This window comes from Spirillospora sp. NPDC049024 (genome assembly GCF_040649235.1).
In the GTDB taxonomy this organism is placed as follows: Bacteria; Actinomycetota; Actinomycetes; order Streptosporangiales; family Streptosporangiaceae; genus Spirillospora.
Genome location: NZ_JBEZFD010000036.1, coordinates 1 through 20,824, shown reverse-complemented (window position 1 = coordinate 20,824; position 20,824 = coordinate 1). Strand labels below are relative to the sequence as shown.

Genomic DNA, 20,824 nt, shown 5'->3' with positions numbered 1-20,824 from the left:
CGGGGCCGGGGGCGCCGGGCCGCACCTCAGCCGAAGCGGGGCGGGCGCTTCTCCCGGATCGCCGCGACGCCCTCGCGCACGTCCGGGCCGGTGAACCCGAAGAACTCCATCGCCAGGGACGCGTCGAACGTCGGCCCGGCGAGGCGCAGCCAGTTGTTCAGCGCGTGCTTGGTGAACGACAGCGCCTCGGCGGGCCCGGCGGCGAGCCGCCCGGCGATCTCCAGGGCGCGCTCGTGCACCCGCGCGTCGTCCACGCACAGCGAGACCAGGCCGATGCGCTCGGCCTCCTCGCCGGTCAGGACGTCGTTGAGCAGCAGGTAGTACTTGGCCTTCGCGAGCCCGCACAGCAGCGGCCACACGATGGCCGCGTGGTCGCCGGCCGCCACGCCCAGCCGCGTGTGCCCGTCGATGATCTTCGCGGTGCGGCCCGCGACGGAGACGTCGGCCAGCAGCGCGACCGCGAGCCCCGCGCCCACCGCCGGGCCCTGCACGGCGCTGACCACCGGCTTGGAGCAGTTCACCACGTTCATCACGATGTCGCGGGCCTCGCGCATGATCCGGCGGCGGGACGCGTGGTCGGTCATCATCTCCTCGATCATGGCGAGGTCGCCGCCGGCGGAGAACGCCGTCCCCTCCCCGCGCACGAGGACCACGCGCACCTCGTCGTCGGCGTCGGCGTCCCGCCAGATCTCCGCCAGCTCGCGGTGCCCGGTGGTGTCGACCGCGTTCAGCTTGCCCGGCGTGCTGAGCGTGACCCGCAGCACCCCGTCCGCCGCCCAGTCGATCCTCAGCCGCTCGTACGCGTCGTACCGCGTCATGCCGCACTCCCCTGCCGCGAGTGGTCGTCGAATGCCGCGCGCAATCGTCGCACAGCGAACTCCACGGCCTCGGCACCGGCGTCGAAGATCTCGGGCAGCAGGAAGAAGGAGTGCACGACGCCGTCGTAGCGGCGCAGCTCCACCGGCACGCCGGCGGCGGCGAGCCGGCGCGCGTACTCCTCGGCCTCGTCGCGCAGGATGTCGTACTCGGCGGTGATCACGGTGGCGGGCGCGGCGCCGGCCAGGTCCGCGGCGCGCAGCGGGGCGAGCCGGGGGTCGGACGGGTCGGCGCCGTCCCGGTAGAGGTCCATGAACCGGGCGAGCGACCCGGCGTCCAGCCCGTACCCCGTGCCGAACTTCTGCCAGCTCGGGGTGTCCATCGCCGTGTCGGTCACCGGGTAGACGAGCAGCTGGTGGGCGAGCCGCACCCCGGCGTCCCTGGCCAGCAGCGCGCACGCGGCGGCGAGGTTCCCCCCGGCGCTGTCGCCGGCGACCGCGACGGCTCCGTGCCGCACCCCGTACCGGCCGGGCCCGCGCGCCACCGAGGAGACGACGGCCCAGGCGTCGTCCACCGCCGCGGGGAACGGGTGCTCGGGGGCGAGCCGGTAGCCGACGCTCAGCACGGCGCACTCCGCCGCGGCCGCCAGGTCGCGGCAGAAGGCGTCCACGTTGTCGACGCCGCCGAGGACCCATCCCCCGCCGTGCAGGTACACGACGGCGGGCAGCGGCCCCCGCTCGGGCGGCTCCGGGCGGTACAGGCGCACCGGCACGGGCCCGCCCGGGCCGGGAACCTCGATGTCACGGACCTCCGGAAGCTCGCGCCGCTCGACCGGGAACGCCGCGCCGATCCGCTCCCGCATCTCCTCGATCGCGGGCTCGGCGTCCCCGTCCCCTCCCGGCGGCGCGGCCGTCCACGAGGCGAGCAGCTCCAGAAAGCTCACGGTCTGCGGGTGCAGGGGCATGCGGCGGCCTCCGGGGGTCGGCGGGAATCCTCCCCACGGCCTCCCCGGTGGCCCGCCGATCAATCCCCGGCCTCAGCGGCCGGCGGCACCGGCGTCGGCCGCCTGCCGCACCGGCGCCGGCGGCGCCGCGGGCGCCTGCCCCCGGCCCGCGGCCTCGGCGACGAGGGCCTCGAACAGCCGCCGGTCGTCGCCCTCCTCGGGGTGCCACTGGACGGCGAGCCCGAAGCGGTGCCCCTGGAGCTCCACGGCCTCGACGACCTGGTCCTCGGCCCACGCGACGGCGGTCAGGCCCTTGCCGAGCCGGCTCACCGCCTGGTGGTGGCAGGTGGGCACGTCGGCCGAGCCGCCGAGGATGCCGCCGATCCGGCTCGTCTCGCTGATCCGCACCCGGTGGGAGCCGACCAGCCCGGCCTGCGGGGCGTGCCCCCTGTGGCCCACCGCCTCCGGCAGGTGCTGGACGAGGGCGCCGCCGCGCACGACGTTGAGCACCTGCATGCCCCGGGAGACGGCCAGGAAGGGCAGGTCGGCGGCCACGACGGCGCGGGCGAGGGCCAGCTCGAACCGGTCGCGCTGCGGCTGCGGCGGCCCGGTCTCGTAGTGCCGGAAGGCGCCGTACAGCTCGGGGTCGACATCGGCGCCGCCCGCCAGCACGACGCCGTCCAGCCGGGAGACCAGGGTGCCCAGCCCGCGCAGGGTCGCGGCCGGCGGCAGCAGGACCGGGACGCCGCCGGCCCGCTCGACCGAGCGCGCGTACGGCACCGGCAGCAGCGCGGCCTCGCGCACCCAGCTCCCCCAGCGGGCCGGCTCCTGGTAGGCGGTGATGCCGATGAGCGGCGGCGCGCCCTCACCGGCCGCGGGGCGCGGGGCCCCGCACGCGGCTTGCGACATGTGTGTCTCCCCCTCTGCTGAGCACCGGCCGCGGGGCGGCGGCCGCTATGGGTGATCCGCCTGTCGGCCGCACGTCACCGTGCGTCACCCGCCCCCTCGCGCCGCCCGGCCCCGGGGCCCTCCTCCCGGCCAGCTTGCCGCACGGCACGCACGTCCGCCGTGGAAAGCGGCGAGATCGGCGCACCGCGCCGCCGCGGGCCGCGGCGCGGCCATTGGCGGCGCGCAGCAGGAAACACGAAGAATTCTGAAATCTTCTCCCGAGATACAAGTTCTTCCTCCCCATCCGACCGGTTCTTCCCGAACGTCGGAACACCGATCCGATACTGATCAGTATGCGTTGACTACGGCACTTACCAGCGGTCACGGAGAATTGAGATCTCGTTACGGACAGTAGCGATCGCGGGGCTCTTCGCGAGCGATCCATTGAACACCTGCGGAGATTGGTGAGAGAATCTCACCGAGTCGGGCAGCGAACGCGCACGGATCGACCGTCGCACCCGCCGTCCGGCCGCCGGAAACAGCCCGAAGGGAAGGCGTGCCGCCGAATGCCATCGGAAACCCGCGTGATCAAAGAATGCTTCGCACGCCTCGAGGCCGACCCGGCGGGCGCCATGAGCTTTTTCTACGGCCGCCTTTTCGCGGCCCGGCCCCGACTGCGCTCCCTGTTCCCGCCCGCGATGGGCGGCCAGCACGACCGGTTCTTCCACGCGCTCAGCCGGATCGCGTGGAGCCAGGACAACCCGGAGGAACTCGCCCGCCACCTCGAGGGCCTCGGGCGCGGGCACCGCAAGTACGGGGTGCTGCGCGAGCACTATCCGGACGTCGAGGAGGCCGTGGTCGCGACGCTGCGCACCTTCGCCGCCGACGTCTGGACGGCCGAGGCCGAGACCGCCTGGCGCGCCGCCTACCGCGCCGCGGCCGAGGCCATGGCCGGCGCGGCGGAGCGGGACGCCGCGGACGCCCCGCCGTGGTGGGTCGCCGAGGTCGTCCGGCACGACCGCCGCGCCTTCGACCTCGCCGTCCTCACGCTGCGCCCCGAGCGCCCCCTGCCGTTCGCGCCCGGGCAGCACGTGAGCGTGCAGTCGGCCCGCTGGCCCCGGGTCTGGCGGCCCTACTCGATCGCGAACGCGCCCCGCCGGGACGGGACGGTCTGCCTGCACGTCCGGGCCGTACCCGCCGGATGGGTGAGCGGCGCGCTGGTCCGGCACACCGGGCCGGGCGACAGCGTGCTGCTGGGCCCGCCGGAGGGCGCGATGACCCTCGACCCGGACTCGGACCGCCCGCTCCTGCTGATCGGCGGCGGCACCGGCCTCGCCCCGGTGAAGGCGCTGGCCGAGCAGGCCGTCGCCTCCGCACCGGACCGCGACGTCCTGCTGGTCGTCGCGGCCCGCACCGAGGACGGCCTCTACGACCTCCCCGGACTGCGGCTGCTGGAGTCCGCCCACGCCCGGCTCCGCGTCGTCCCGGTGGTCTCACGCGAACCCGCGCCCGGCGCGGTCGGCGGCCGCGTGCCGGACGTCCTGCCGCGGATCGTGGACGGCGCCGCCGGCCACGACGCCTACGTGGCCGGCCCCGCCCCGCTCGTCCGCGGGGCGGTCTCCGCCCTGCAGCGGCTGGGCGTGCCGCTGACGCGCGTCCACCACGACCTGCTCACGGCCGGCGACTGACGCCCGTCACAGGCCGGCGCGCTCCCGCAGGAACCCGGCCGTCTTGGCGTCCGCCGGGTAGAACGACTCGATCGCCAGCTCGGCCACGGTGATGTCGACCGGCGTCCCGAAGGTCGCGATGGTGCTGAAGAACGACAGCTCGCGGCCGTCCACCCGCATCCGCAGCGGGACGAAGACCTCGTGGTCCGCGGGCGGGGCCATCGCCTCCCCCACGTCGCCGGGGAAGCTCCGCAGCTCCCGGTACAGCTGGGCGAGCGACGCGTCCGCGGTCAGGGCCACATGGCGCCGGACGCGGTCGATCATGTGGGCGCGCCACTCCGCAAGGTTCAGGATGTTCTTGGCCATCCCGTCCGGGTGCATGCTGAGCCGCAGCACGTTCAGCGGCGGCTCCAGCAGCTCGGGCGGGGCGCCCTCCATGAAGAACGCCGCCGCGCCGTTCGCGTCGATCAGGTTCCAGAACCGGTCCACCACCACCGCCGGGTAGGGCTCGTGGCCCTCCAGCACCTGCCGGATCGCCGCGCGGACCGTGTCCATCTTCGGTTCCTCGATCGGCGTCTCGTCGAACACCGGCGCGTACCCGGCGGCCACCAGCAGCAGGTTCCGGTCGCGCAGCGGCACGTCCAGGTGCTCGGCGAGCCGCAGCACCATCTCCCGGCTCGGCGCCGAGCGCCCCGTCTCCACGAAGCTCAGGTGCCGCGTCGACACGTCCGCCTCCGACGCCAGCTCCAGCTGGCTCAGCCTGCGCCGCTGCCGCCACGCCCGGAGCTGGTCCCCGATCGGCCGCACGTCGCTCAACCCCGTCGTCATCGTCGTCACGGCACGACGCTACCGACACCCGGATCAGGCCCGCGATTACGTCCGGGGTAATGGACGCGGTGCCGCCGGATCGCCAGGGTGGGTTCCGACACCGCCGGAGGAGGCTTCATGACGACCGGGCTCACCCCCGACCAGCTGACCGACGCCATGCCGTTCGCCCGCGCGCTCGGCGTGGAGATCGACACCGCCGGACCCGAGGAGGTCACCGGCCATCTGGACTGGGCCGCCGACCGCTGCACCGCGGGCGGCGTCATGCACGGCGGCGCCCTCATGGCGCTGGCCGACACGCTCGGCGCGGCGTGCGCGTTCCTCAACCTCCCGCCCGGCGCCTCCACGACGACGCTGGAGTCCAAGACCAACTTCTTCCGCGGGGTCAGGGAGGGGCGCGTCCAGGGCGTCTCGCGCCCGCTGCACACCGGCCGGACCTCGATCGTCGTCCAAACCGACCTGCTCGACGCGACCGGGCGCCGCGTCGCCCAGGTGACCCAGACGCAGGCCGTACTGCGGCCCTGATCCCGGAGAGGGCAGGACGCCACGCCCGACGCCTTTACGTTGTAGATTTTTTAGCGAGGTGCTCGGCGAAGAAGGCGAGGATGCGCGCCCAGCCGTCCGGGGCGTTCTCGCGGCCCTTGCCGAACCCCATGACGATCTTCGCCACCGGGCCGAGCGGGGGCGGCGGGGTCAGCCCGGTGAGGAACCCGTGCCCGGTGCCCGGGTACTCCTTCACGTCGTGCGGTACGCCGGCGGCCGTGAGGGCGCGCTCCAGCCGGCCGGCGGCGCCCCGCAGCGTCGGGTCGGCGGCCCCGTAGCTGCCCACGATCGGGCACGCGCCCCGCAGCGACTCCTCCGGCCGGCGCGGCAGGATCCCGTAGTTGGCCGCGGCGGCCTTGAAGTCGTACTTGGCCGCCGCGACCAGCGCGAACCCGCCGCCCATGCAGAACCCGCACACTCCGACGTCGCCGGTGCAGTCGTCCCTGCCGGCGAGCCAGGCGCGGGTGGCCTCGATGTGGTCGTAGGTCGGCCCGCGCTGGGCGCGCATGTCGCGCATCGCCTTGGCGACGCAGCGCACCCAGGGGGCCCCGTTGTAGAGGTCGGGCAGGACGGCGAGGTAGCCGTTCGCGGCGAACCGGTCGGCCTGGGCGCGCATGTCGGCGTTCGCGCCCATCGCCTCGAACACGATCACGACGCCCGGCCAGGGCCCCTCGCCGTCGGGGACGGCGAGGTACCCCGGCAGTTCGCCGGCGCCCAGCGGAATGGAGATGTCAGACATAGCGTCCAATACTCCCCCAGGCGGGCCGGGCGCGCCTAGCCCCGAGGCGGCCGGTGCGGGATGTGCGGGATCAGACCTTGCGCCACTGCGGCACCCAGGTGCCGTCCTCGACGACGTAGTCGCCGAACAGGTCCGGCGCCTCCGTGCGCATCACCTCGCCGATCTTGCCGAAGAGCAGCCGGATCTCCTCCTCGGCGCCGGGCGCGGTGCGGTTCTCCAGCGTGTGGCGCAGGGTCCGGACGTTGGCCGTCCAGACCAGGCCGGTGCCGACGCCCTCGGGGGCGAAGCGGCGCATGAACGAGGTCTTGTGCTTCTTCTCCTTGAACGGCACGCCCTCGTCGTCCAGGCCGAAGTGCGCGGCCATCCAGCCCTGGAACTCCTCCATCTGCTCCAGCATGGCGGTGGCGCGCTTCATCAGCTCGGTGTCCTCGCGGGCCCACTCGGGGAACCAGAACGGGATGTCCTGCAGCCGGACGAACCGCAGCGACTCCTGCGAGATGGCCACGCCGGGACGGTGCCGCACGAGCTCGTGGGTCAGCACCCGGCTCACGTTGTGCAGGACGAAGCTGAAGCTGACGTGCTCCAGCACCGAGCCGTGCAGGCTGCGCAGGATGTTCTCCAGGTACTGGCCGGAGTCGGTGCGGATCTTGGTGACATTGGGGTTGAGGCCCGGCTCCCAGGAGCGGTAGCAGAGCCGGCCCGCGAACTCGGCCAGGTTCTGCGGGTCGTTCAGCTCGTCGTCGAGCTCGCCGCGGTCGAGCCGCTCCAGCCAGCTCTCCCCGCCCACGTCCCGCAGGTACCGGGCGACCTCGTCGTAGTCCAGTTCGGGCCGCGCAACGAGGTACACCTCGGGCTCGACGCTCTTCACTCTCGTTCCCCCTACGTGCTCGTTTCCGTCGTCCCTTAGGAAACCACCCCGGCTCCCCCGCCGCGACACGGGGACCTGGGGGCGCCGAGCGGTCAGCGGGTCAGGTTCCGGCCCCCCGCCACGGAGACGACCTCGCCGTTGACGTGCCCGTTCGCGGCCGAGCCGAGATAGGCCGCCGCCGAGGCGACGTCCTCGGGGGTGCAGATGCGGCGGGTCGGCGTCTTGGCGGCCTCGGAGTCGACGGCCTCCTGCCCGAGCCCGGCCGTGGTCAGCACCCGCTCGGTCAGGGTGAAGCCGGGGCGGACGACGTTGGTGAGGATTCCGTGCCGGGCCTCTCGGACGGCGAGCACCCTCGCGGCCGTCTCGAGCGCGCCCTTGGCCGCGGGGTAGGCCACACCCGCGGGCATCGGCTGGTCGACCACGTCGGAGGAGACCAGCACCAGCCGCCCCCACCCGGCACTCCTCATCCCGGGGAGCACGGCGTCGACCAGCGCCAGCGGCCCGACCGCGTTCGCGGTGAGGCCGTCCGCCAGGCTGTCCCACGTCTCCGGAGCCCACGTCGGCCAGGAGACGGCGTTGGCGATCAGGACCGCGATGCCGCCGAGCTCCCGCTCGACCTGGCCGACCGCCGACCGGATCGCCTCCTGATCGCGCTGGTCGATCCGGACCGCCGCCCCCTTCCCGCCCTCCTGGACGATCGAGTCGACGAGGGTGCGGGCGCCGTCCTCGCCGCGGTGCCAGCCGGCGGCCACCAGGGCGCCTTCCCGCGCGAACGCCCTCGCGACCGCACCGCCGATGGCACCGGACGCCCCCGTGACCAGGACGACGCGGCCCTCGAGTCCCAGATCCATTGCCCCTCCAATAATTAGCCGACTATCTATTAGCCGACTATACACAAGTAGGGTGGAGGCGTGGATGCCGGCGAGGTGATGCGCGTCAACAGGGCGCTGAACAAGATGAGCAAGCTCTACCGCGCCGCGAAGGCGCGCAAGCTCGCCGCGCTCGGACTGCACCCGGGGCAGGACGTGCTGCTGTGGATCCTGGCGCAGGAACCCGAGGGGATGACGGTCTCGGAGCTGGCGGCGAGCCTCGGCATCGAGCCGCCCACCGCGACCCGCAGCCTGGCCCGGCTGGAGGGCGGCGGATGGTTCCGGCGCGAGGCGGTCCCGGCCGATCGCCGCCAGGTCCGGATCGTGGTCACGGAGGCCGGGCACGAACTCGTGCCCGGCATCGAACGGGCATGGGCGGAGCTCGCCGAAGAGGCCATGGGAGAGGCGGGCGCGGACGAGCGCGAGGCCGCGCTCACCGCCCTTGAGCGCGCCAATGACCGGTTGCGAGGTCTCGTCGGAGAAGGCGTCCTCGCAGAGGAATGACCCCTGCCGCTCCGCCGGGCCTGGGACACGGCGGGGAGCAGCACGCCATGGTGTGGCGCAGACTTGAGAAATTCGTCCAGCTTGGGGAGGTCCGATGCCATCGGAGTCGACCGTGCTCGGAGCCTGTCCGCTGGACTGCCCCGACGGGTGCTCATGGGTCGTCACCGTGCGGGACGGGACCGCCGTCCGGCTGCGCGGCAACCCCGACCACCCGTACACGCGCGGCGCCCTGTGCGCGAAGGTGAACCGGTGGCTGGAGCGCGCCGCACAGCCGGACCGCATCCTGCATCCGCTGCGCCGGGTGGGCGCCAAGGGCGAGGGGCGCTTCGAGCGCATCGGCTGGGACGAGGCGCTCGACGAGATCGCCGCGCGGCTGGAGGACGTCGTCCGGGAGTACGGCGGGGAGGCGGTCTGGCCCTACTGGGGGACGGGGACGCTCGGCTACCTGCAGGGCCTCGAAGGGTATTCGGGCCGGCGGTTCTTCAACGCGCTCGGCGCCTCGGCCCACGACGCCAACATCTGCTCGGCGGCGGGCAACGCCGGGATGGCCGAGGCGGTCGGCTCGCCCGGAGGCATGGACCCCGAGGACCTCGCGCATGCCCGGCTCGTCCTGCTGTGGGGGACGAACCCCCTGACGAGCGGCCACCACGTGTGGAAGTTCGTCCAGGACGCGCGGAAGGCGGGCGCGCACCTGGTCGCGATCGATCCGGTGCGGACCCGGACCGCGCGCCAGGCCGACGAGCACCTGGCGCCCCTGCCCGGTACGGACGGCGCGCTCGCGCTCGGCCTGCTCAACGTCATCGTGGGCCTCGGCGCGCAGGACGCCGGCTTCCTGGCCCGCCGCACGCTCGGCTGGGACGAGTTCGCCGCCCGGATCGCCGAGTCCACCCCGGACCGGGCCGCGCGCGTCACCGGCGTCCCGGCGGACCGCATCGTCGCGCTCGGCGAGCGGATCGCCCGCACCCGCCCCACCGCCATCCGGGCGACGCAGGGCCTCCAGCGGCACTCCGGCGGCGGGGCCGCCCTGCGGCTGATCTCCGCCATCCCGGCCGTGACCGGCGACTGGGCGCGGCGCGGCGGCGGGGTCGCGTTCTCCACGTCCGGGCACGTGAAGCTGAACAAGGCCGCGCTGTGGCGGGACGACCTGCGCCCCGGCCCGGTGCGGACGCTGTCGATGAGCCGCCTGGGAGAGGGCCTGCTGGACGTCCAGGACCCGCCGGTCAAGGCCCTGTTCGTGATCGCGGCGAACCCCGTCGGCAGCACCCCGCACCAGAACAAGGTGCGCAAGGGCCTGGCCCGCGACGACCTGTTCACCGTGGTCCTGGAGCAGTTCCCGACCGACACCGCGGACTACGCCGACATCGTGCTGCCCGCGACGGCCCAGCACGAGCACGCCGACCTGCACGAGGGCTACGGGCACCTGTACCTGACGTGGAACGAGCCGGCGGTGGCGCCGCCCGGCGAGTGCCTGCCGACGACCGAGACCTTCCGCCGGCTGGCGCGCCGGATGGGCCTGGAGGAGCCGGCCCTCTACGACTCCGACGAGAGCCTCGCCGAGCAGCTGCTGGCGTCGGACCACCCGTGGATGGCCGGGATCACGCTGGACCGGCTCCGCAAGGAGGGGTTCGTGCGCATGTCGGTCCCGGACCCGTTCCTGCCGTACGCCGACGGCTTCCCCACCCCGTCGGGGCGGTTCGAGTTCCGCTCCCCCGCCGCCGGGCTCGCCGGATACGTCCCGCCCGCGGAGGTCGCCGACGCCGAGCGGGCCGAGAGGTACCCGCTCGCCCTGGTCTCGGCGGCGTCGCACGAGTTCCTCAACACCCAGTTCGCCAACAACCCGGAGCTGAGGCGCCGCGCGGGCGGCCTCACCGTCCGCCTCCACGAGGAGGACGCGAGAGCGCGGGGCCTGAGCGACGGCCAGCGCGTCACGGTCGCCAACGACCGGGGCGCCTTCGAGGCCGTCCTGAAGGTCACCGACGAGGTCCGCCCCGGCGTGGCGGCGACCGCCAAGGGGCACTGGGCCAAGCTCTCCGGCGGCGCCAACCCCAACGCCGTCGTCGACGAGCGCGACACCGACCTCGGCGGCGGCCCCGTCTTTCACGACACCCGCGTAGAGATCACCGCGATCCCGCCCGGGTCGTGAGCCGCGGCCGCGGAGGCGATATTCCGTGGACCGGCGGCGCGCCCGTGGGAAAGGATCGGCCCCCATGACTTGGACTGCACCCGCCGTGGAGCGCGGCGACTTCCCCACCAGCGGCGGCGAGCGCGCGTCCCTGGAGGAGTACCTGGACTTCCACCGCGCCACCCTGCTGCTCAAGTGCGGCGGGCTGACCGGTGAGCAGCTCGCGTCGAGGCCGCTGCCGACCACGGGCCTGACGCTGCTCGGGCTCGTGCGGCACCTCGCGGAGAACGAGCGCTGGTGGTTCCGCCGCAGGTTCGGCAAGCAGGACACCCTAGGTGACCTGTACTGCTCGGAGGAGCACCCCGACGGCGACTTCGACCTCGGCACCGCCGCCGGCGCGCAGGAGGACTTCGCCGTCTACGCGCGGGAGGTCGAGCTGGCCCGGCAGACCACGAAGGACCGCTCCCTGGACGAGGAGTTCCCGGGCAGGGACGGCACGCTGACGCTCCGCTGGGCCTACCTCCACATGATCGAGGAGTACGCCCGCCACAACGGCCACGCCGACCTCCTCCGCGAGGCCATCGACGGCTCCACCGGCGAATGAGAAGCCCGCGACGACGCCGCCCGCAAAAGGCACGCCGTCGAAACGCCCGGAAGGAGGCGACGTGCTCAAAGTAGCCGTCACCGGCCCCGACGACACCGCCGTGCGGCACGTATTCGAGCGGCTGGAAGAACTCGCGGCCGACGAGTCCGCCGCCGTCCGGGTGACCCGGCCCTCCGCCACCGAGGCGGCCTCCTGCCATCTGGTGATCGGCGTGGACGGCGCCGGCGACCCGAACGTGGACGCCCGGGTCCCGGGAACCGGTGGACGGGAGGAGATCGAGGACCTGTGGCGCCGGCGGATCGCGCCGTTCGCGCTCAATCTCGCGCGGCGCAGGCGCGCCCCCCGGCTCCAGAAGGCGGTGGTGGTCGACCCCGATCCGTCCTGGCCTGCTCAGGCGGACCGGCTCATGGGACGTCTCGCCGCGGTGCTGGGAGACCGGGCCCGGCGGATCGACCACATCGGGTCGACCTCTGTGGTCGGGCTGGCGGCCAAGGACGTCATCGACCTTCAGGTCGTGACCGATGACCTGGAGGCCGCGGTCGCCTGTGCCGCGGCGAGTCACGACGCGGGCTTCGTCCATGTCGTCGGCCCGTTCTATGGCATCGACCGGTACGGGGCCCACCACGACGAGCAGGTGGCGGTGGACGCCGATCCGTGCCGGCCGGCCAACGTCCACTTCCATCCCGCCGCGTCGCCGCTGTGGCGGGAGATGCTGCTGCTCCGGGACTGGCTCCGCGCCGACGAGGGCCACCGCGAGGAGTACGCGTCGCTGAAACGCGCGCTGGCCGCGCGGACGGATCACGACGTCGACGACTACGGCCGCGACAAGATGCCGTGGATCGGTGGGGCCCTCAAGCGGGCCGAGGGCTGGGCGGGCCGTTGACTGCGGCCGGGTCCGCTTGGGCGGCCTGGGGCCCCTGGGGGTCAGTGGAGGCGGCCGGTCTCGTGGAGGTGGTCGAAGATGATCTGGTCGACGGGGGACACCCGGGCGCGGTCGGCGTGGGTCAGCCAGACGACCTCGGCGATCTCGCTGGACGGCGTCGGGCTGCCCTGGTGGTCGGCGGTGTAGCAGGTCATCCGGACGGTGACGCCTTCGGCGTGGCCGTGCGCCTGGGCCTGGAAGGTGCCCAGGTGCGCGGCGGTGGCGGGGACGATCGCGACGGCGAGCTCCTCGTCGATCTCCCTGACCAGGGTGTCGAGGTCGCTCTCGCCGGGTTCGCGCTTGCCTCCGGGCAGGTAGTAGACGTCCTTGCCCCGCGATCGGGTGCTGAGGATCCTGCCGTCCTCGAGGTGGATCCAGGCGATCTTGTCGATGAGGGTGCTCACCGGTCCATCCTGTCGTGCCGCGAACGCGGGCGTCATGATCTTCGCGGCCGGTACGGTGCGGCCGGGAGGGATCATGACGTTTCAGGGCGATGCCGGCGCGCTCGAACGTGCCAGGAAGTACGAGCGGCAGGGGCGGGCCGAGGAGGCCGCGGCCGCCTACGCCGGCGCCGCCGAGGCCATGGAGGCGCGCGGCGACCGGGCGTCCGCCGCGGCGGCGCGGGCCCGGTACGCGCGGGCGCTCGCGGCCGCGGGACGGACCGGCGAGGCCCAGCGCGTCCTCGACGTCCTCGACCGGGCGGCCGCATCGCTGCCCGCCGGGGTCCGGGCGGGCCTGGACGCGCAGGCGGCGCACGTCCTGGCCGCCGCGGGGCGGACCGGCGAGGCGGCGCGGCGGGCCTGGGCGGCGATGTCGGCGTTCGGGGCGTCGCAGGACCCCAAGCGCGCCGGCGCGGCCGGCGTCCACGCCGCGCGGCTGATCCTGAAGGACGCGGGGCCGCGCGGGGCGCTGCGTCCGCTGCGCGAGCTGCTGGCGCAGATGCCGCCCGGCGGCGAGGCGTACGGGCAGGTCGCGAAGCTGCTCGCGGACGCCGAGCGGCGCCCCGACCGCGACCACGACATCCTCGTCACCGACCCGGACGGCGCCGCGTGGGGACGGCTCGCCGCGGCCCTCGCCGTGGGCGCGCACCTGGCCGTCGGGAACGGCGTCGCCTGGAACACGCTCGCCGGCGACGACGAAAGCTCCCGCGATGACCGGGTGCTGCTGGAGCGCGACTGGGGCATCACCGACACCGAGGGCTGGCGCGAGCAGATGGACGCGCTGCTCGACGCCCGCAACAGCGACCCGGCGATCCAGATGGTGCTCGACCGGCGCGGCAGGGGCACCGACCGGAGGGCGTGGGAGGACGCGATCGTCGCCTGGTGCCGGGAGCGCGACATCGCCGAGCCGACCGTCCGGGAGGTCGTGGAGCTGTCCGGGACGGTCCTGCGCTACGAGGCGCGGTTCCGGGCGGACGGCCTCCTCCCGCCGGACGGCCGGGTCGAGAGCGTCTACGGCTACGACTTCGGGCGCGCGGTGAACATGGCCCGCTGGGGCCTGAACGCCGGGTACTGCGACGCCGAGGAGGCCGAGAAGTGCGTCCTCACGGCGGGGCACCGCGCCCACCAGGTGTACGCGTCGTGGCAGGAGTTCTCCGCCGGGTACGTCCTCGGCCGGATGCTGCGGTTCGACGAGGGCGAGTTCGGCGAGTGGTACGAGCGCTCCCTCCTCGGCCACCGCGTCCTCGCCGAGGACCCCGGCAGCCCGTGGCGGCGCATGGCCTGGGGCTGACCGCCGGGCTCAGCCCAGCGCGTCGATGTCGGCGATGATCGCCTTGCGTCCCTCGCCGTCCAGCGACGAGGCCTCCACGGCGTTGCGGGCCAGGGACGCCAGTTCGGAGCGGCCGAGCCCGAACGCCTCGGCGGCGACGCGGTACTCGCCGGTGAGGGTGGTGTTGAACATCGGCGGGTCGTCGCTGTTCAGGGTGACGAACAGCCCCTCCTCCAGCATCCGCGGCAGCGGGTGCGCGGCGAGGTCGGCGACCTGGCCGGTGCAGACGTTGGAGGTCGGGCACACCTCCAGCGGCAGCTGCGTCTCGCGCAGGTGGGCGACGAGGCGGGGGTCGTCCAGGCAGCTGGTGCCGTGGCCGATGCGCTCGGCGCCGAGGCCCTCCAGGGCCTCCCAGATCGTCTCCGGGCCGGTCATCTCCCCCGCGTGCGGGAGGCTGCGCAGCCCGGCGGCGCGGGCGGCGGCGAACGCGTCGCGGAACGCGTCCCGGTGCGGCGGGCGGCACTGCTCGATGCCGCCGATCCCGAACCCGACCAGCGCCTCCGGCGGATGCCGCAGGGCGTGGTCGAGGGTGCCGCGGGCGCCGTCGGCGCCGAACTCGCCCGGGATGTCGAAGATGTAGGCGACGCGGATGCCGAGCCGGTCGCGGGCCTCGCGGGCGGCGAGGTCGAGCGCCTCGGTCACCGCGGGCATCGGCATGCCGGCCCGCTGGTGGGTGTAGGGCGTGACGGTCAGCTCGACGTACCGGACGTTCTGCGCGGCGAGGTCGCGGGCGACGCCGGACACGAGCGTGCCGACGTCCTCGGGCGTCCGGACCAGGCTGGACACCGACTCGTACACCTCGGCGAAGTGCGGGAAGTCGCGGAACTCGTAGAAGGCGCGCAGCTCGCGCTCGTCGACGGGGACGGGCCCGTCCGGGTGGCGGCGGGCGAGCTCCAGGACGGTCGGGACGGAGGCGGAGCCCACGAGGTGGACGTGGAGCTCGACCTTCGGGAGGGCGTCGATGAACGCCGCGATGCTGGTGTTGTCGGTAGGCACGCCGCGAAGCTAACAGCGATCCGACCTGCCGGAACAGGCGAACCGGCCGAACCTCCCACGAAATTGTCAGAAACCCCTCCGTTCGGCAGGATGGTCCCGTGCGCGCCGCCCGACTGATCTCCGCCGTGCTCCTGCTGCAGTCGCGGGAGGCGATGACGGCCGGCGAGCTGGCCCGCGAGCTCGAGGTGTCCGAGCGCACCGTGTACCGGGACATGGAGGCGCTGTCGGCGGCCGGGGTGCCGGTCTACGCCGACCAGGGCCGCGGCGGCGGGTACCGGCTGCTCGGCGGGTACCGGACGCGGCTCACCGGCCTCACCCGCGAGGAGGCCGAGGCGCTGTTCCTGTCCGGGCTGCCCGGCCCGGCCGGGGACATGGGGCGGGCCGACGCGCTCGCGGCGGCCGAGCTGAAGGTCCTGGCCGCGCTGCCGAGGGCGCTGCGGGACGCGCCCGCCCGCGCGAACCAGCGGTTCCACCTCGACGCACCGGGCTGGTTCGGCGAGAGCGGGCCGCCGCCGCTGCTGCGCGACCTCGCCCGCGCCGTGTGGGACGACGAGACCGTGGAGCTGCGCTACCGCCGCAAGGGCTCCGAGGTCGTCCGGACGGCCGAGCCGCACGGGCTCGTCCTCAAGAACGGCACCTGGTACCTGGTCGCGCGGGTCGGCGGCGCGCACCGCACCTACCGGGTGGACCGCGTCGCCGCCGTCCGCCCCACCGGGGAGTTCTTCCAGCGCGACGAGGACTTCGACCTCGCGGAGCACTGGCGCGGGCAGGCCGCCGCCTTCGTGCGGTCGATGCTGCGCGAGGAGGCCACGGTGCGCCTGTCCCCCGCCGGCCTGCGGATCCTGCGGTACGCCGTCCAGCCGCACGCGGCCCAGGAGGCCGCCGCGGCCGCCGGCGAGCCCGACGAGCGGGGATGGGTGGTGACGACGCTGCCGGTGGAGTCGACGGTCGTCGCGGCGTCCGAGCTGATGCGGCTCGGGGCCGAGGTCGAGGTGCTCGCGCCGCCGGAGCTGCGGCGGCGGATGGCCGACAACGCCGCCCGGCTCGCGGAGCTGTACCTGCCGGCGGACTAGCCGCCGGGGGCGCGGCCCCGCCGGCGGCGGCTAGTCCTGCTTGCGGGCGATCGCCTCCGCCAGCTCCTCCTTGGTCATCTTCGAGCGGCCCTGGACGTCGAGGTCGGCGGCGCGCTCGTACAGCTCCCGCTTGCTGCTGCCCTCATAGTCCACGCCGCCGAAGCTCCTGCCCTTGCCGCGGCGCGCGTCGGGGTTCTTCGCCCGCGGGTCCGACGGGCCCTTGTGCCCCTTCGGCACCCACCGGTCGCCGCGCTTCTCGAACTTGTGCTTGAGCGCCGAGTACGCGGTGCGGTGCGCCCGCTCGCCCTCGCCGTAGGTCTCGACGGCGGAGTCGTGGGCCTTGGCGAAGGTCTCCTGGGCCTCCTTCGGAGAGCGCTGGAGCGTGCCGGGAAGCTCACCCTTGCGCGGCTCGCCGCTCTTGTTCGTCATCGGCATGGCTCCTCCTTTCGCCTCTCTCCACGCCGATAACCGGTCAGCGCGCACTCAAACCGGCGGCCGGGCCCCGCCGCTACCGGTAGCCGGTCACGTCGGCGGGACGGCCCGCGGCCTCCACCTCGACGATGTAGCGCCAGGCGTCGGGGCGGCTGCCGTCCACGTCGGTGAACCCGTAGACCTGGGCGAGGCCGCCGCTGGACAGCGACGCCCCGTTCCAGCGGGCGCGGTCGGGATCGGCGGCGAGGGCCGCGACGGCGCGTCCCACGAACGCCGGCGTCTCGGAGATCGCGAAGTGCGGCATCGTCTTCGTGGCGTCGAGCCAGTTCTCCTCGGTGACGCCGTAGTTGTCGAGCATCGCCTCGGAGCGGAGCCATCCCGGCGTCAGCGAGACGGCCGTCCCGCCGTAGGGGGCGATCTCCACCGACTGGGCGAGCGCCATCCGGATGACGGCGCTCTTGGCCAGGTCGTAGAAGAGGCCGCATTCCTTGCGGTAGGCCGCGTTGTACTCGGCGGTGCCGTCGGTGATCTCCACGACCAGCCCGCCGGGCTCGCGGATCAGCAGCGGCAGCGCGTGGTGGCTGGTGATGGCGTGGGTGTCGACGGCCAGCCTGAGCATGTGCAGGCCGTCCTCCAGGGACTGCTCCCACAGCCGCTTGCCGAACTGGAAGAGGCGGTCGCCGCCCCAGATGTCGTTCACGAGGACGTCCAGCCGGCCGCGCTCCTCGTCGATGCGGCGGACGAGGGCGGCGACCCGCGCCGGGTCGAGGTGGTCGACCTGGACGGCGATGCCCTCGCCGCCCGCGGCGGTGACCAGCTCGGCGGTCTCCTCGATCGTCTCGGGACGGTCCATCTCCGACCGTTGGGTCCGGGTGGACCGTCCCGTCACGTACACGGTCGCGCCCGCGGCGCCGAGCTGGACGGCGATGCCCCGTCCCGCCCCGCGCGTGGCGCCCGCGACCAGTGCGGTCTTTCCCTTCAGTGCACGGCTCATGGGGACGATGCTGGCACCGAAACCTGACAGGTCACGTCAGGGTTTCGCCCCGGTCGGCCGCGTTTTCGGTCAGGTGAAGATGCTCACCCCGCCGGGCCCGACGAGCAGCCCGACGACGATGAGGACGATCCCCCACAGCAGGTCGCGCCGCGCGAGGATCACGTAGATACCGGCGATCACCAGGATGACCGCGATGAGCCACAGGATTGTCATCATGGCCCCCGACGTCCCCCCAGAGAACGCCAAGAAACCACCATCTCGTTATGGATGACCGAATTACCCGTTTTGGTGTCGGGGGGAGGACGGGCCTCCCCCCGACGCCGGGATAACGGCGATCACCCGCGGCGCGGAAGGCGGCGCGGTGTGGCCAGGAACAAGTCTTCCGGCGCAAGGGGCGCCGCGACAGGAACCTCAGGACCAAATCGGGGCGGCGGTCCCTAGTGCTTCGGAACTAGAGGACCCCCTCCCGGGGTCCTCAGCCTCGGGGACGGCACAGGCGCAGGACGTTGGCGACGATGCGGTGCCCGGCGCCCCCGGCCGCGGTGAGGATCGACTCCGGATGGAACTGGACGGCCCAGCGCCGCCGCTCGGGGTCCTCGATCGCCATGACGACGTCCCCGGTCAGCGCCGTGACCTGGAACCCCTTCACCCCGTCGGGCGTGGCGTGCAGCGAGTGGTAGCGGGCGGCGGTGAAGTCGTCCGGCAGCCCCTCGAACAGCTCGCCCCCCGTGACCTTCACCTGGCCCGGCTTGCCGTGGGACGGCTCCGGCAGCAGCGCCAGCTCGCCGCCCGCGTGCTCGACCATCGCCTGCAGCCCGAGGCAGACGCCGAAGACCGGCAGGCCCCGGGCGTCCAGCTCGTCCAGCAGCGCGCGGGTGCCGAAGTCCTGCGGGCGCCCGGGCCCCGGCGACAGCACCACCAGGTCGGGCGCGTACTCGTCCAGCATCCGCACCGGGAAGCCGTGCCGGAGGGTCACCACGGAGGCGCCGTGCTGCCGGAAGTAGTCGGCGAGGGTGTTGACGAACGAGTCCTCGTGGTCGACGAGCAGGACCGTGAGGCCCTCGCCCGGCTGCGCGGGGAGCGGGGCCTCCTGCGGCGCGGCGGTCCCGGCGCCCTTCCGTGCGGCGGCGAGCGCGCTCAGCAGCGCGCTGGCCTTGAGGTGCGTCTCGCGCTCCTCCTCGTCCGGGTCGGAGTCGTAGAGCAGCGTGGCCCCGGCCCGGACGGTGGCGACGCCGTCGCGGATCTGCGCGGTCCGCAGGGTGAGGCCGGTGTTCATCGAGCCGTCGAAGCCGACGAAGCCGACCGCGCCGCCGTACCAGCGGCGGGGCGAGTCCTCGTGGTCCTCGATGAACTGCATCGCCCACGCCTTGGGCGCCCCGGTGACCGTCACCGCCCACATGTGGGTGAGGAAGGCGTCGAGCGCGTCGAAGCCCGGCCGCAGCCGCCCCTCGATGTGGTCGACGGTGTGGATCAGGCGGGAGTAGATCTCGATCTGCCGGCGGCCGAGGACGCGCACGCTGCCGGGCACGCAGATCCGCGACTTGTCGTTGCGGTCCACGTCGGTGCACATGGTCAGCTCGGACTCGTCCTTCGCCGAGGACAGGATCGTGCGGATCTGCTCGGCGTCCTCCAGGGGGTCGCCGCCGCGCCTGATGGTCCCCGCGATCGGGCACGTCTCGACGCGGTCGCCGCTGACCCGGACGAACATCTCGGGCGACGCGCCGACCAGGAACTCGCCCTCGCCGAGGTTGAACAGGAACTCGTACGGCGCCGGATTGGACTCGCGCAGCCGCTCGAAGAAGGCGGCGGGCGCGTCGCAGCGCCCGTACATCGCGTGGCCCGGCGTGACCTCGAACAGGTCGCCCCTGACGAACTTCTCCTTGGCGTCGCGCACCATCTGCGCGTACACGCCGGGGACGGGCTGCGGCGGGAGGTCCCCGCGCCGGCGCACCGGCGTCGCCCCGGTGTCGCGCGGCAGCCCCGCGGTGCCCGCCCCGTCCACCTCGAACTCGTAGGAGATGCGGTGGGAGGTCTCGCGCTTGCGGTCGACGACGATCATCTCGTCGGGCAGGTGCAGGACGAGGTCGCGCTGGTCGTCAGGCCGCTCCAGCCGGGTCCGCAGCGGCTCGAACTGCAGCGACAGGTCGTACCCGAACGCCCCGTAGAGGCCGAGGTGGGGGTCGTCGCAGCGGAACAGGTCGACGACGGCGCGCAGCGCGGTGAAGACGGTCGGCCGGCGGCTGCGCTCCTCCTCGGCGAAGAACTCCTCCGACTCGGGGACGAAGACCTCGAACAGCCCGGGCTCGTCGGCCCGCACCTCGCCGGCGGCGCGCAGCGCGCCCGCCAGGGCCGGCAGCAGGACCCGGCCGCGCCCGTTCAGCGTCCGGACGGCGACCGTCCGGCCGCGTGCGACGATCTCCAGGCAGGGGTCGGCGTAGGCCATGTGCCAGCGGCTGTAGCGGCCCGGGTACTCCATGCCGGAACTGAGCACGCCGCCGCGCCGCTCCCCCACGGCGGCGACGAGGGCGTTCAGCACATCGGACTTGCGCTCGGAGTCGACCGGGGTCGCCGTACGGCTCACCCGTACTCCCCCGGCCGTGACGAACTCGCTGGTCAGCGGCTGTCGTGAGACGGTCTCCACCGCGGTGGCCCCTCATGTCGGGCCCCCACCGGGCGGCGAAAACGCGAAACGACCGCCGGGTGAGGGCGGTCGCCTGGTCTGGAACATGCGCGAACCGGCACCGCCTCAGCGGCGCCACCACCACCGGGAGGCTGGGGTTCGCATGCGGCGAGGTTACCACGGACGCATGCGCGAGGGTCTGCTCGCACGCGGAGACCGGCTCCTACCTGGCCCTTTGCGAGCTGGAACGATCCATCGAACTCGTGCCGAAGCCGATATCAGGCTGTGACCAGCGGATGTGTAGGCTCGCCCGGCCGCACCCCCGGCACGGTGCCGCCTCGCGATCCGGGCGGGCCGTGCGCGGGCAAGACGAGGAGGACCCCCATGACTCCCGACGACTCCCGGGAACCGACTCCGACCCAGCCCCCGCCCCCGGACTCCGGCCGCTCGGACCGAAGTCCGTGGAACTGGCTGCTGATCATTCCGGTGGCGGTCCCGCTGCTGACCCTGCTCTACAACAGCGACAAGCCCCGGCTCGCGGGCTTTCCGGCGTTCTACTGGATCCAGCTGGCCTTCATCCCGCTGGGCGTGGCCTGCACGGTCCTGGTGTACCAGATGACCAAGAAGCG

Annotated in this window: 22 protein-coding genes; 9 read left to right on the top strand and 13 right to left on the bottom strand. The window is 73.8% G+C overall.

From position 1 onward, the window contains the following. Positions 1-26 precede the first annotated feature (26 nt). The 3 genes from AB0C21_RS40610 to AB0C21_RS40600 form a co-directional block, all read right to left on the bottom strand. Entirely contained in the window at positions 27-818 is a 792-nt protein-coding gene (locus AB0C21_RS40610; RefSeq protein WP_500211586.1) for an enoyl-CoA hydratase/isomerase family protein, read from the bottom strand. Then, entirely contained in the window at positions 815-1,780 is a 966-nt protein-coding gene (locus AB0C21_RS40605; protein WP_500211585.1) for an alpha/beta hydrolase, read from the bottom strand. The genes AB0C21_RS40610 and AB0C21_RS40605 overlap by 4 nt, the downstream gene beginning before the upstream one ends. 72 nt (positions 1,781-1,852) lie before the next feature. After that, on the bottom strand, positions 1,853-2,668 hold the full coding sequence (locus tag AB0C21_RS40600; RefSeq protein WP_500211583.1) for a gamma-glutamyl-gamma-aminobutyrate hydrolase family protein: 816 nt from the start codon (positions 2,666-2,668) through the stop codon (positions 1,853-1,855). 563 nt (positions 2,669-3,231) lie between these two features. On the opposite strand from AB0C21_RS40600, the gene AB0C21_RS40595 reads away from it, so the two are divergent. Next, positions 3,232-4,335 (top strand): globin domain-containing protein, encoded by a 1,104-nt coding sequence (locus tag AB0C21_RS40595; RefSeq protein ID WP_500211582.1) that lies wholly within the window; start codon positions 3,232-3,234, stop codon positions 4,333-4,335. Between the two features lie 6 nt (positions 4,336-4,341). Here the strand turns inward: AB0C21_RS40595 and AB0C21_RS40590 are convergent, their stop codons facing one another. Further along, positions 4,342-5,142 carry a helix-turn-helix domain-containing protein gene (locus tag AB0C21_RS40590; RefSeq protein ID WP_149258874.1) on the bottom strand — a complete coding sequence of 267 codons (801 nt, stop codon included), beginning with the start codon at positions 5,140-5,142 and terminating at the stop codon, positions 4,342-4,344. A 117-nt stretch (positions 5,143-5,259) separates the two neighbouring features. On the opposite strand from AB0C21_RS40590, the gene AB0C21_RS40585 reads away from it, so the two are divergent. Next, entirely contained in the window at positions 5,260-5,664 is a 405-nt protein-coding gene (locus tag AB0C21_RS40585; RefSeq protein ID WP_500211580.1) for a PaaI family thioesterase, read from the top strand. Positions 5,665-5,698: 34 nt separating this feature from the next. On the opposite strand, the gene AB0C21_RS40580 is transcribed toward AB0C21_RS40585, so the two are convergent. The 3 genes from AB0C21_RS40580 to AB0C21_RS40570 form a co-directional block, all read right to left on the bottom strand. Next, complete coding sequence (locus tag AB0C21_RS40580; RefSeq protein ID WP_500211578.1) at positions 5,699-6,421, bottom strand: dienelactone hydrolase family protein; 723 nt, start codon at positions 6,419-6,421, stop codon at positions 5,699-5,701. Positions 6,422-6,491: 70 nt separating this feature from the next. Next, positions 6,492-7,289 carry an FAD-dependent thymidylate synthase gene (gene thyX, locus AB0C21_RS40575; RefSeq protein ID WP_353819531.1) on the bottom strand — a complete coding sequence of 266 codons (798 nt, stop codon included), beginning with the start codon at positions 7,287-7,289 and terminating at the stop codon, positions 6,492-6,494. Positions 7,290-7,381: 92 nt separating this feature from the next. Beyond that, positions 7,382-8,140, bottom strand: a complete 759-nt coding sequence (locus AB0C21_RS40570; protein WP_500211576.1) for an SDR family NAD(P)-dependent oxidoreductase — start codon at positions 8,138-8,140, stop codon at positions 7,382-7,384. 60 nt (positions 8,141-8,200) lie between these two features. On the opposite strand from AB0C21_RS40570, the gene AB0C21_RS40565 reads away from it, so the two are divergent. The 4 genes from AB0C21_RS40565 to AB0C21_RS40550 all read left to right on the top strand — a co-directional run bounded on the left by AB0C21_RS40565 (position 8,201) and on the right by AB0C21_RS40550 (position 12,271). Further along, the gene (locus AB0C21_RS40565; protein ID WP_353819529.1) at positions 8,201-8,662 is read left to right on the top strand and encodes a MarR family winged helix-turn-helix transcriptional regulator; all 462 of its coding nucleotides are present in this window, start codon (positions 8,201-8,203) and stop codon (positions 8,660-8,662) included. A 94-nt stretch (positions 8,663-8,756) separates the two neighbouring features. Further along, positions 8,757-10,805, top strand: a complete 2,049-nt coding sequence (locus tag AB0C21_RS40560; RefSeq protein WP_500211574.1) for a molybdopterin-containing oxidoreductase family protein — start codon at positions 8,757-8,759, stop codon at positions 10,803-10,805. A gap of 64 nt (positions 10,806-10,869) precedes the next feature. Next, positions 10,870-11,388 carry a DinB family protein gene (locus AB0C21_RS40555; RefSeq protein ID WP_500211572.1) on the top strand — a complete coding sequence of 173 codons (519 nt, stop codon included), beginning with the start codon at positions 10,870-10,872 and terminating at the stop codon, positions 11,386-11,388. Between the two features lie 61 nt (positions 11,389-11,449). Then, positions 11,450-12,271, top strand: a complete 822-nt coding sequence (locus tag AB0C21_RS40550) for a GrpB family protein (RefSeq protein WP_500211571.1) — start codon at positions 11,450-11,452, stop codon at positions 12,269-12,271. 41 nt (positions 12,272-12,312) lie between these two features. Here AB0C21_RS40550 and AB0C21_RS40545 read toward each other — a convergent pair whose 3' ends face one another. Then, on the bottom strand, positions 12,313-12,714 hold the full coding sequence (locus tag AB0C21_RS40545; protein WP_200841788.1) for an NUDIX hydrolase: 402 nt from the start codon (positions 12,712-12,714) through the stop codon (positions 12,313-12,315). A 73-nt stretch (positions 12,715-12,787) separates the two neighbouring features. Between AB0C21_RS40545 and AB0C21_RS40540 the strand changes: the two genes are divergently transcribed. Continuing rightward, entirely contained in the window at positions 12,788-14,041 is a 1,254-nt protein-coding gene (locus AB0C21_RS40540; RefSeq protein WP_500211569.1) for a DUF1266 domain-containing protein, read from the top strand. A gap of 9 nt (positions 14,042-14,050) precedes the next feature. On the opposite strand, the gene add is transcribed toward AB0C21_RS40540, so the two are convergent. Then, positions 14,051-15,076 carry an adenosine deaminase gene (add, locus tag AB0C21_RS40535; RefSeq protein WP_500211567.1) on the bottom strand — a complete coding sequence of 342 codons (1,026 nt, stop codon included), beginning with the start codon at positions 15,074-15,076 and terminating at the stop codon, positions 14,051-14,053. A 98-nt stretch (positions 15,077-15,174) separates the two neighbouring features. Here add and AB0C21_RS40530 point away from each other — a divergent pair, with 98 nt between their 5' ends. Further along, positions 15,175-16,149, top strand: a complete 975-nt coding sequence (locus AB0C21_RS40530; protein ID WP_500211564.1) for a helix-turn-helix transcriptional regulator — start codon at positions 15,175-15,177, stop codon at positions 16,147-16,149. A gap of 30 nt (positions 16,150-16,179) precedes the next feature. Here AB0C21_RS40530 and AB0C21_RS40525 read toward each other — a convergent pair whose 3' ends face one another. The 4 genes from AB0C21_RS40525 to AB0C21_RS40510 all read right to left on the bottom strand — a co-directional run bounded on the left by AB0C21_RS40525 (position 16,180) and on the right by AB0C21_RS40510 (position 20,216). Continuing rightward, positions 16,180-16,584 (bottom strand): ChaB family protein, encoded by a 405-nt coding sequence (locus AB0C21_RS40525; RefSeq protein ID WP_500211563.1) that lies wholly within the window; start codon positions 16,582-16,584, stop codon positions 16,180-16,182. Positions 16,585-16,657: 73 nt separating this feature from the next. Next, complete coding sequence (locus AB0C21_RS40520) at positions 16,658-17,575, bottom strand: SDR family oxidoreductase (RefSeq protein ID WP_500211561.1); 918 nt, start codon at positions 17,573-17,575, stop codon at positions 16,658-16,660. 69 nt (positions 17,576-17,644) lie between these two features. Further along, positions 17,645-17,791 (bottom strand): GPGG-motif small membrane protein, encoded by a 147-nt coding sequence (locus tag AB0C21_RS40515; protein ID WP_165959128.1) that lies wholly within the window; start codon positions 17,789-17,791, stop codon positions 17,645-17,647. A gap of 259 nt (positions 17,792-18,050) precedes the next feature. Continuing rightward, complete coding sequence (locus tag AB0C21_RS40510; protein ID WP_500211560.1) at positions 18,051-20,216, bottom strand: anthranilate synthase component I; 2,166 nt, start codon at positions 20,214-20,216, stop codon at positions 18,051-18,053. Positions 20,217-20,579: 363 nt separating this feature from the next. On the opposite strand from AB0C21_RS40510, the gene AB0C21_RS40505 reads away from it, so the two are divergent. Next, positions 20,580-20,824 (top strand): DUF3311 domain-containing protein (locus AB0C21_RS40505; RefSeq protein WP_500211559.1); only part of this gene is annotated, 245 nt, incomplete at its 3' end.

Bases quoted from the DNA above. Each gene is read 5' to 3' on its own strand.
- AB0C21_RS40515 (WP_165959128.1), bottom strand. From the start codon at position 17,791: ATGATGACAATCCTGTGGCTCATCGCGGTCATCCTGGTGATCGCCGGT.
- AB0C21_RS40590 (WP_149258874.1), bottom strand. From the start codon at position 5,142: ATGACGACGGGGTTGAGCGACGTGCGGCCGATCGGGGACCAGCTCCGG.
- AB0C21_RS40525 (WP_500211563.1), bottom strand. From the start codon at position 16,584: ATGCCGATGACGAACAAGAGCGGCGAGCCGCGCAAGGGTGAGCTTCCC.
- AB0C21_RS40520 (WP_500211561.1), bottom strand. From the start codon at position 17,575: ATGAGCCGTGCACTGAAGGGAAAGACCGCACTGGTCGCGGGCGCCACG.
- AB0C21_RS40540 (WP_500211569.1), top strand. From the start codon at position 12,788: ATGACGTTTCAGGGCGATGCCGGCGCGCTCGAACGTGCCAGGAAGTAC.
- AB0C21_RS40580 (WP_500211578.1), bottom strand. From the start codon at position 6,421: ATGTCTGACATCTCCATTCCGCTGGGCGCCGGCGAACTGCCGGGGTAC.
- AB0C21_RS40585 (WP_500211580.1), top strand. From the start codon at position 5,260: ATGACGACCGGGCTCACCCCCGACCAGCTGACCGACGCCATGCCGTTC.
- AB0C21_RS40600 (WP_500211583.1), bottom strand. From the start codon at position 2,668: ATGTCGCAAGCCGCGTGCGGGGCCCCGCGCCCCGCGGCCGGTGAGGGC.
- AB0C21_RS40570 (WP_500211576.1), bottom strand. From the start codon at position 8,140: ATGGATCTGGGACTCGAGGGCCGCGTCGTCCTGGTCACGGGGGCGTCC.
- AB0C21_RS40605 (WP_500211585.1), bottom strand. From the start codon at position 1,780: ATGCCCCTGCACCCGCAGACCGTGAGCTTTCTGGAGCTGCTCGCCTCG.
- AB0C21_RS40610 (WP_500211586.1), bottom strand. From the start codon at position 818: ATGACGCGGTACGACGCGTACGAGCGGCTGAGGATCGACTGGGCGGCG.
- AB0C21_RS40555 (WP_500211572.1), top strand. From the start codon at position 10,870: ATGACTTGGACTGCACCCGCCGTGGAGCGCGGCGACTTCCCCACCAGC.
- AB0C21_RS40560 (WP_500211574.1), top strand. From the start codon at position 8,757: ATGCCATCGGAGTCGACCGTGCTCGGAGCCTGTCCGCTGGACTGCCCC.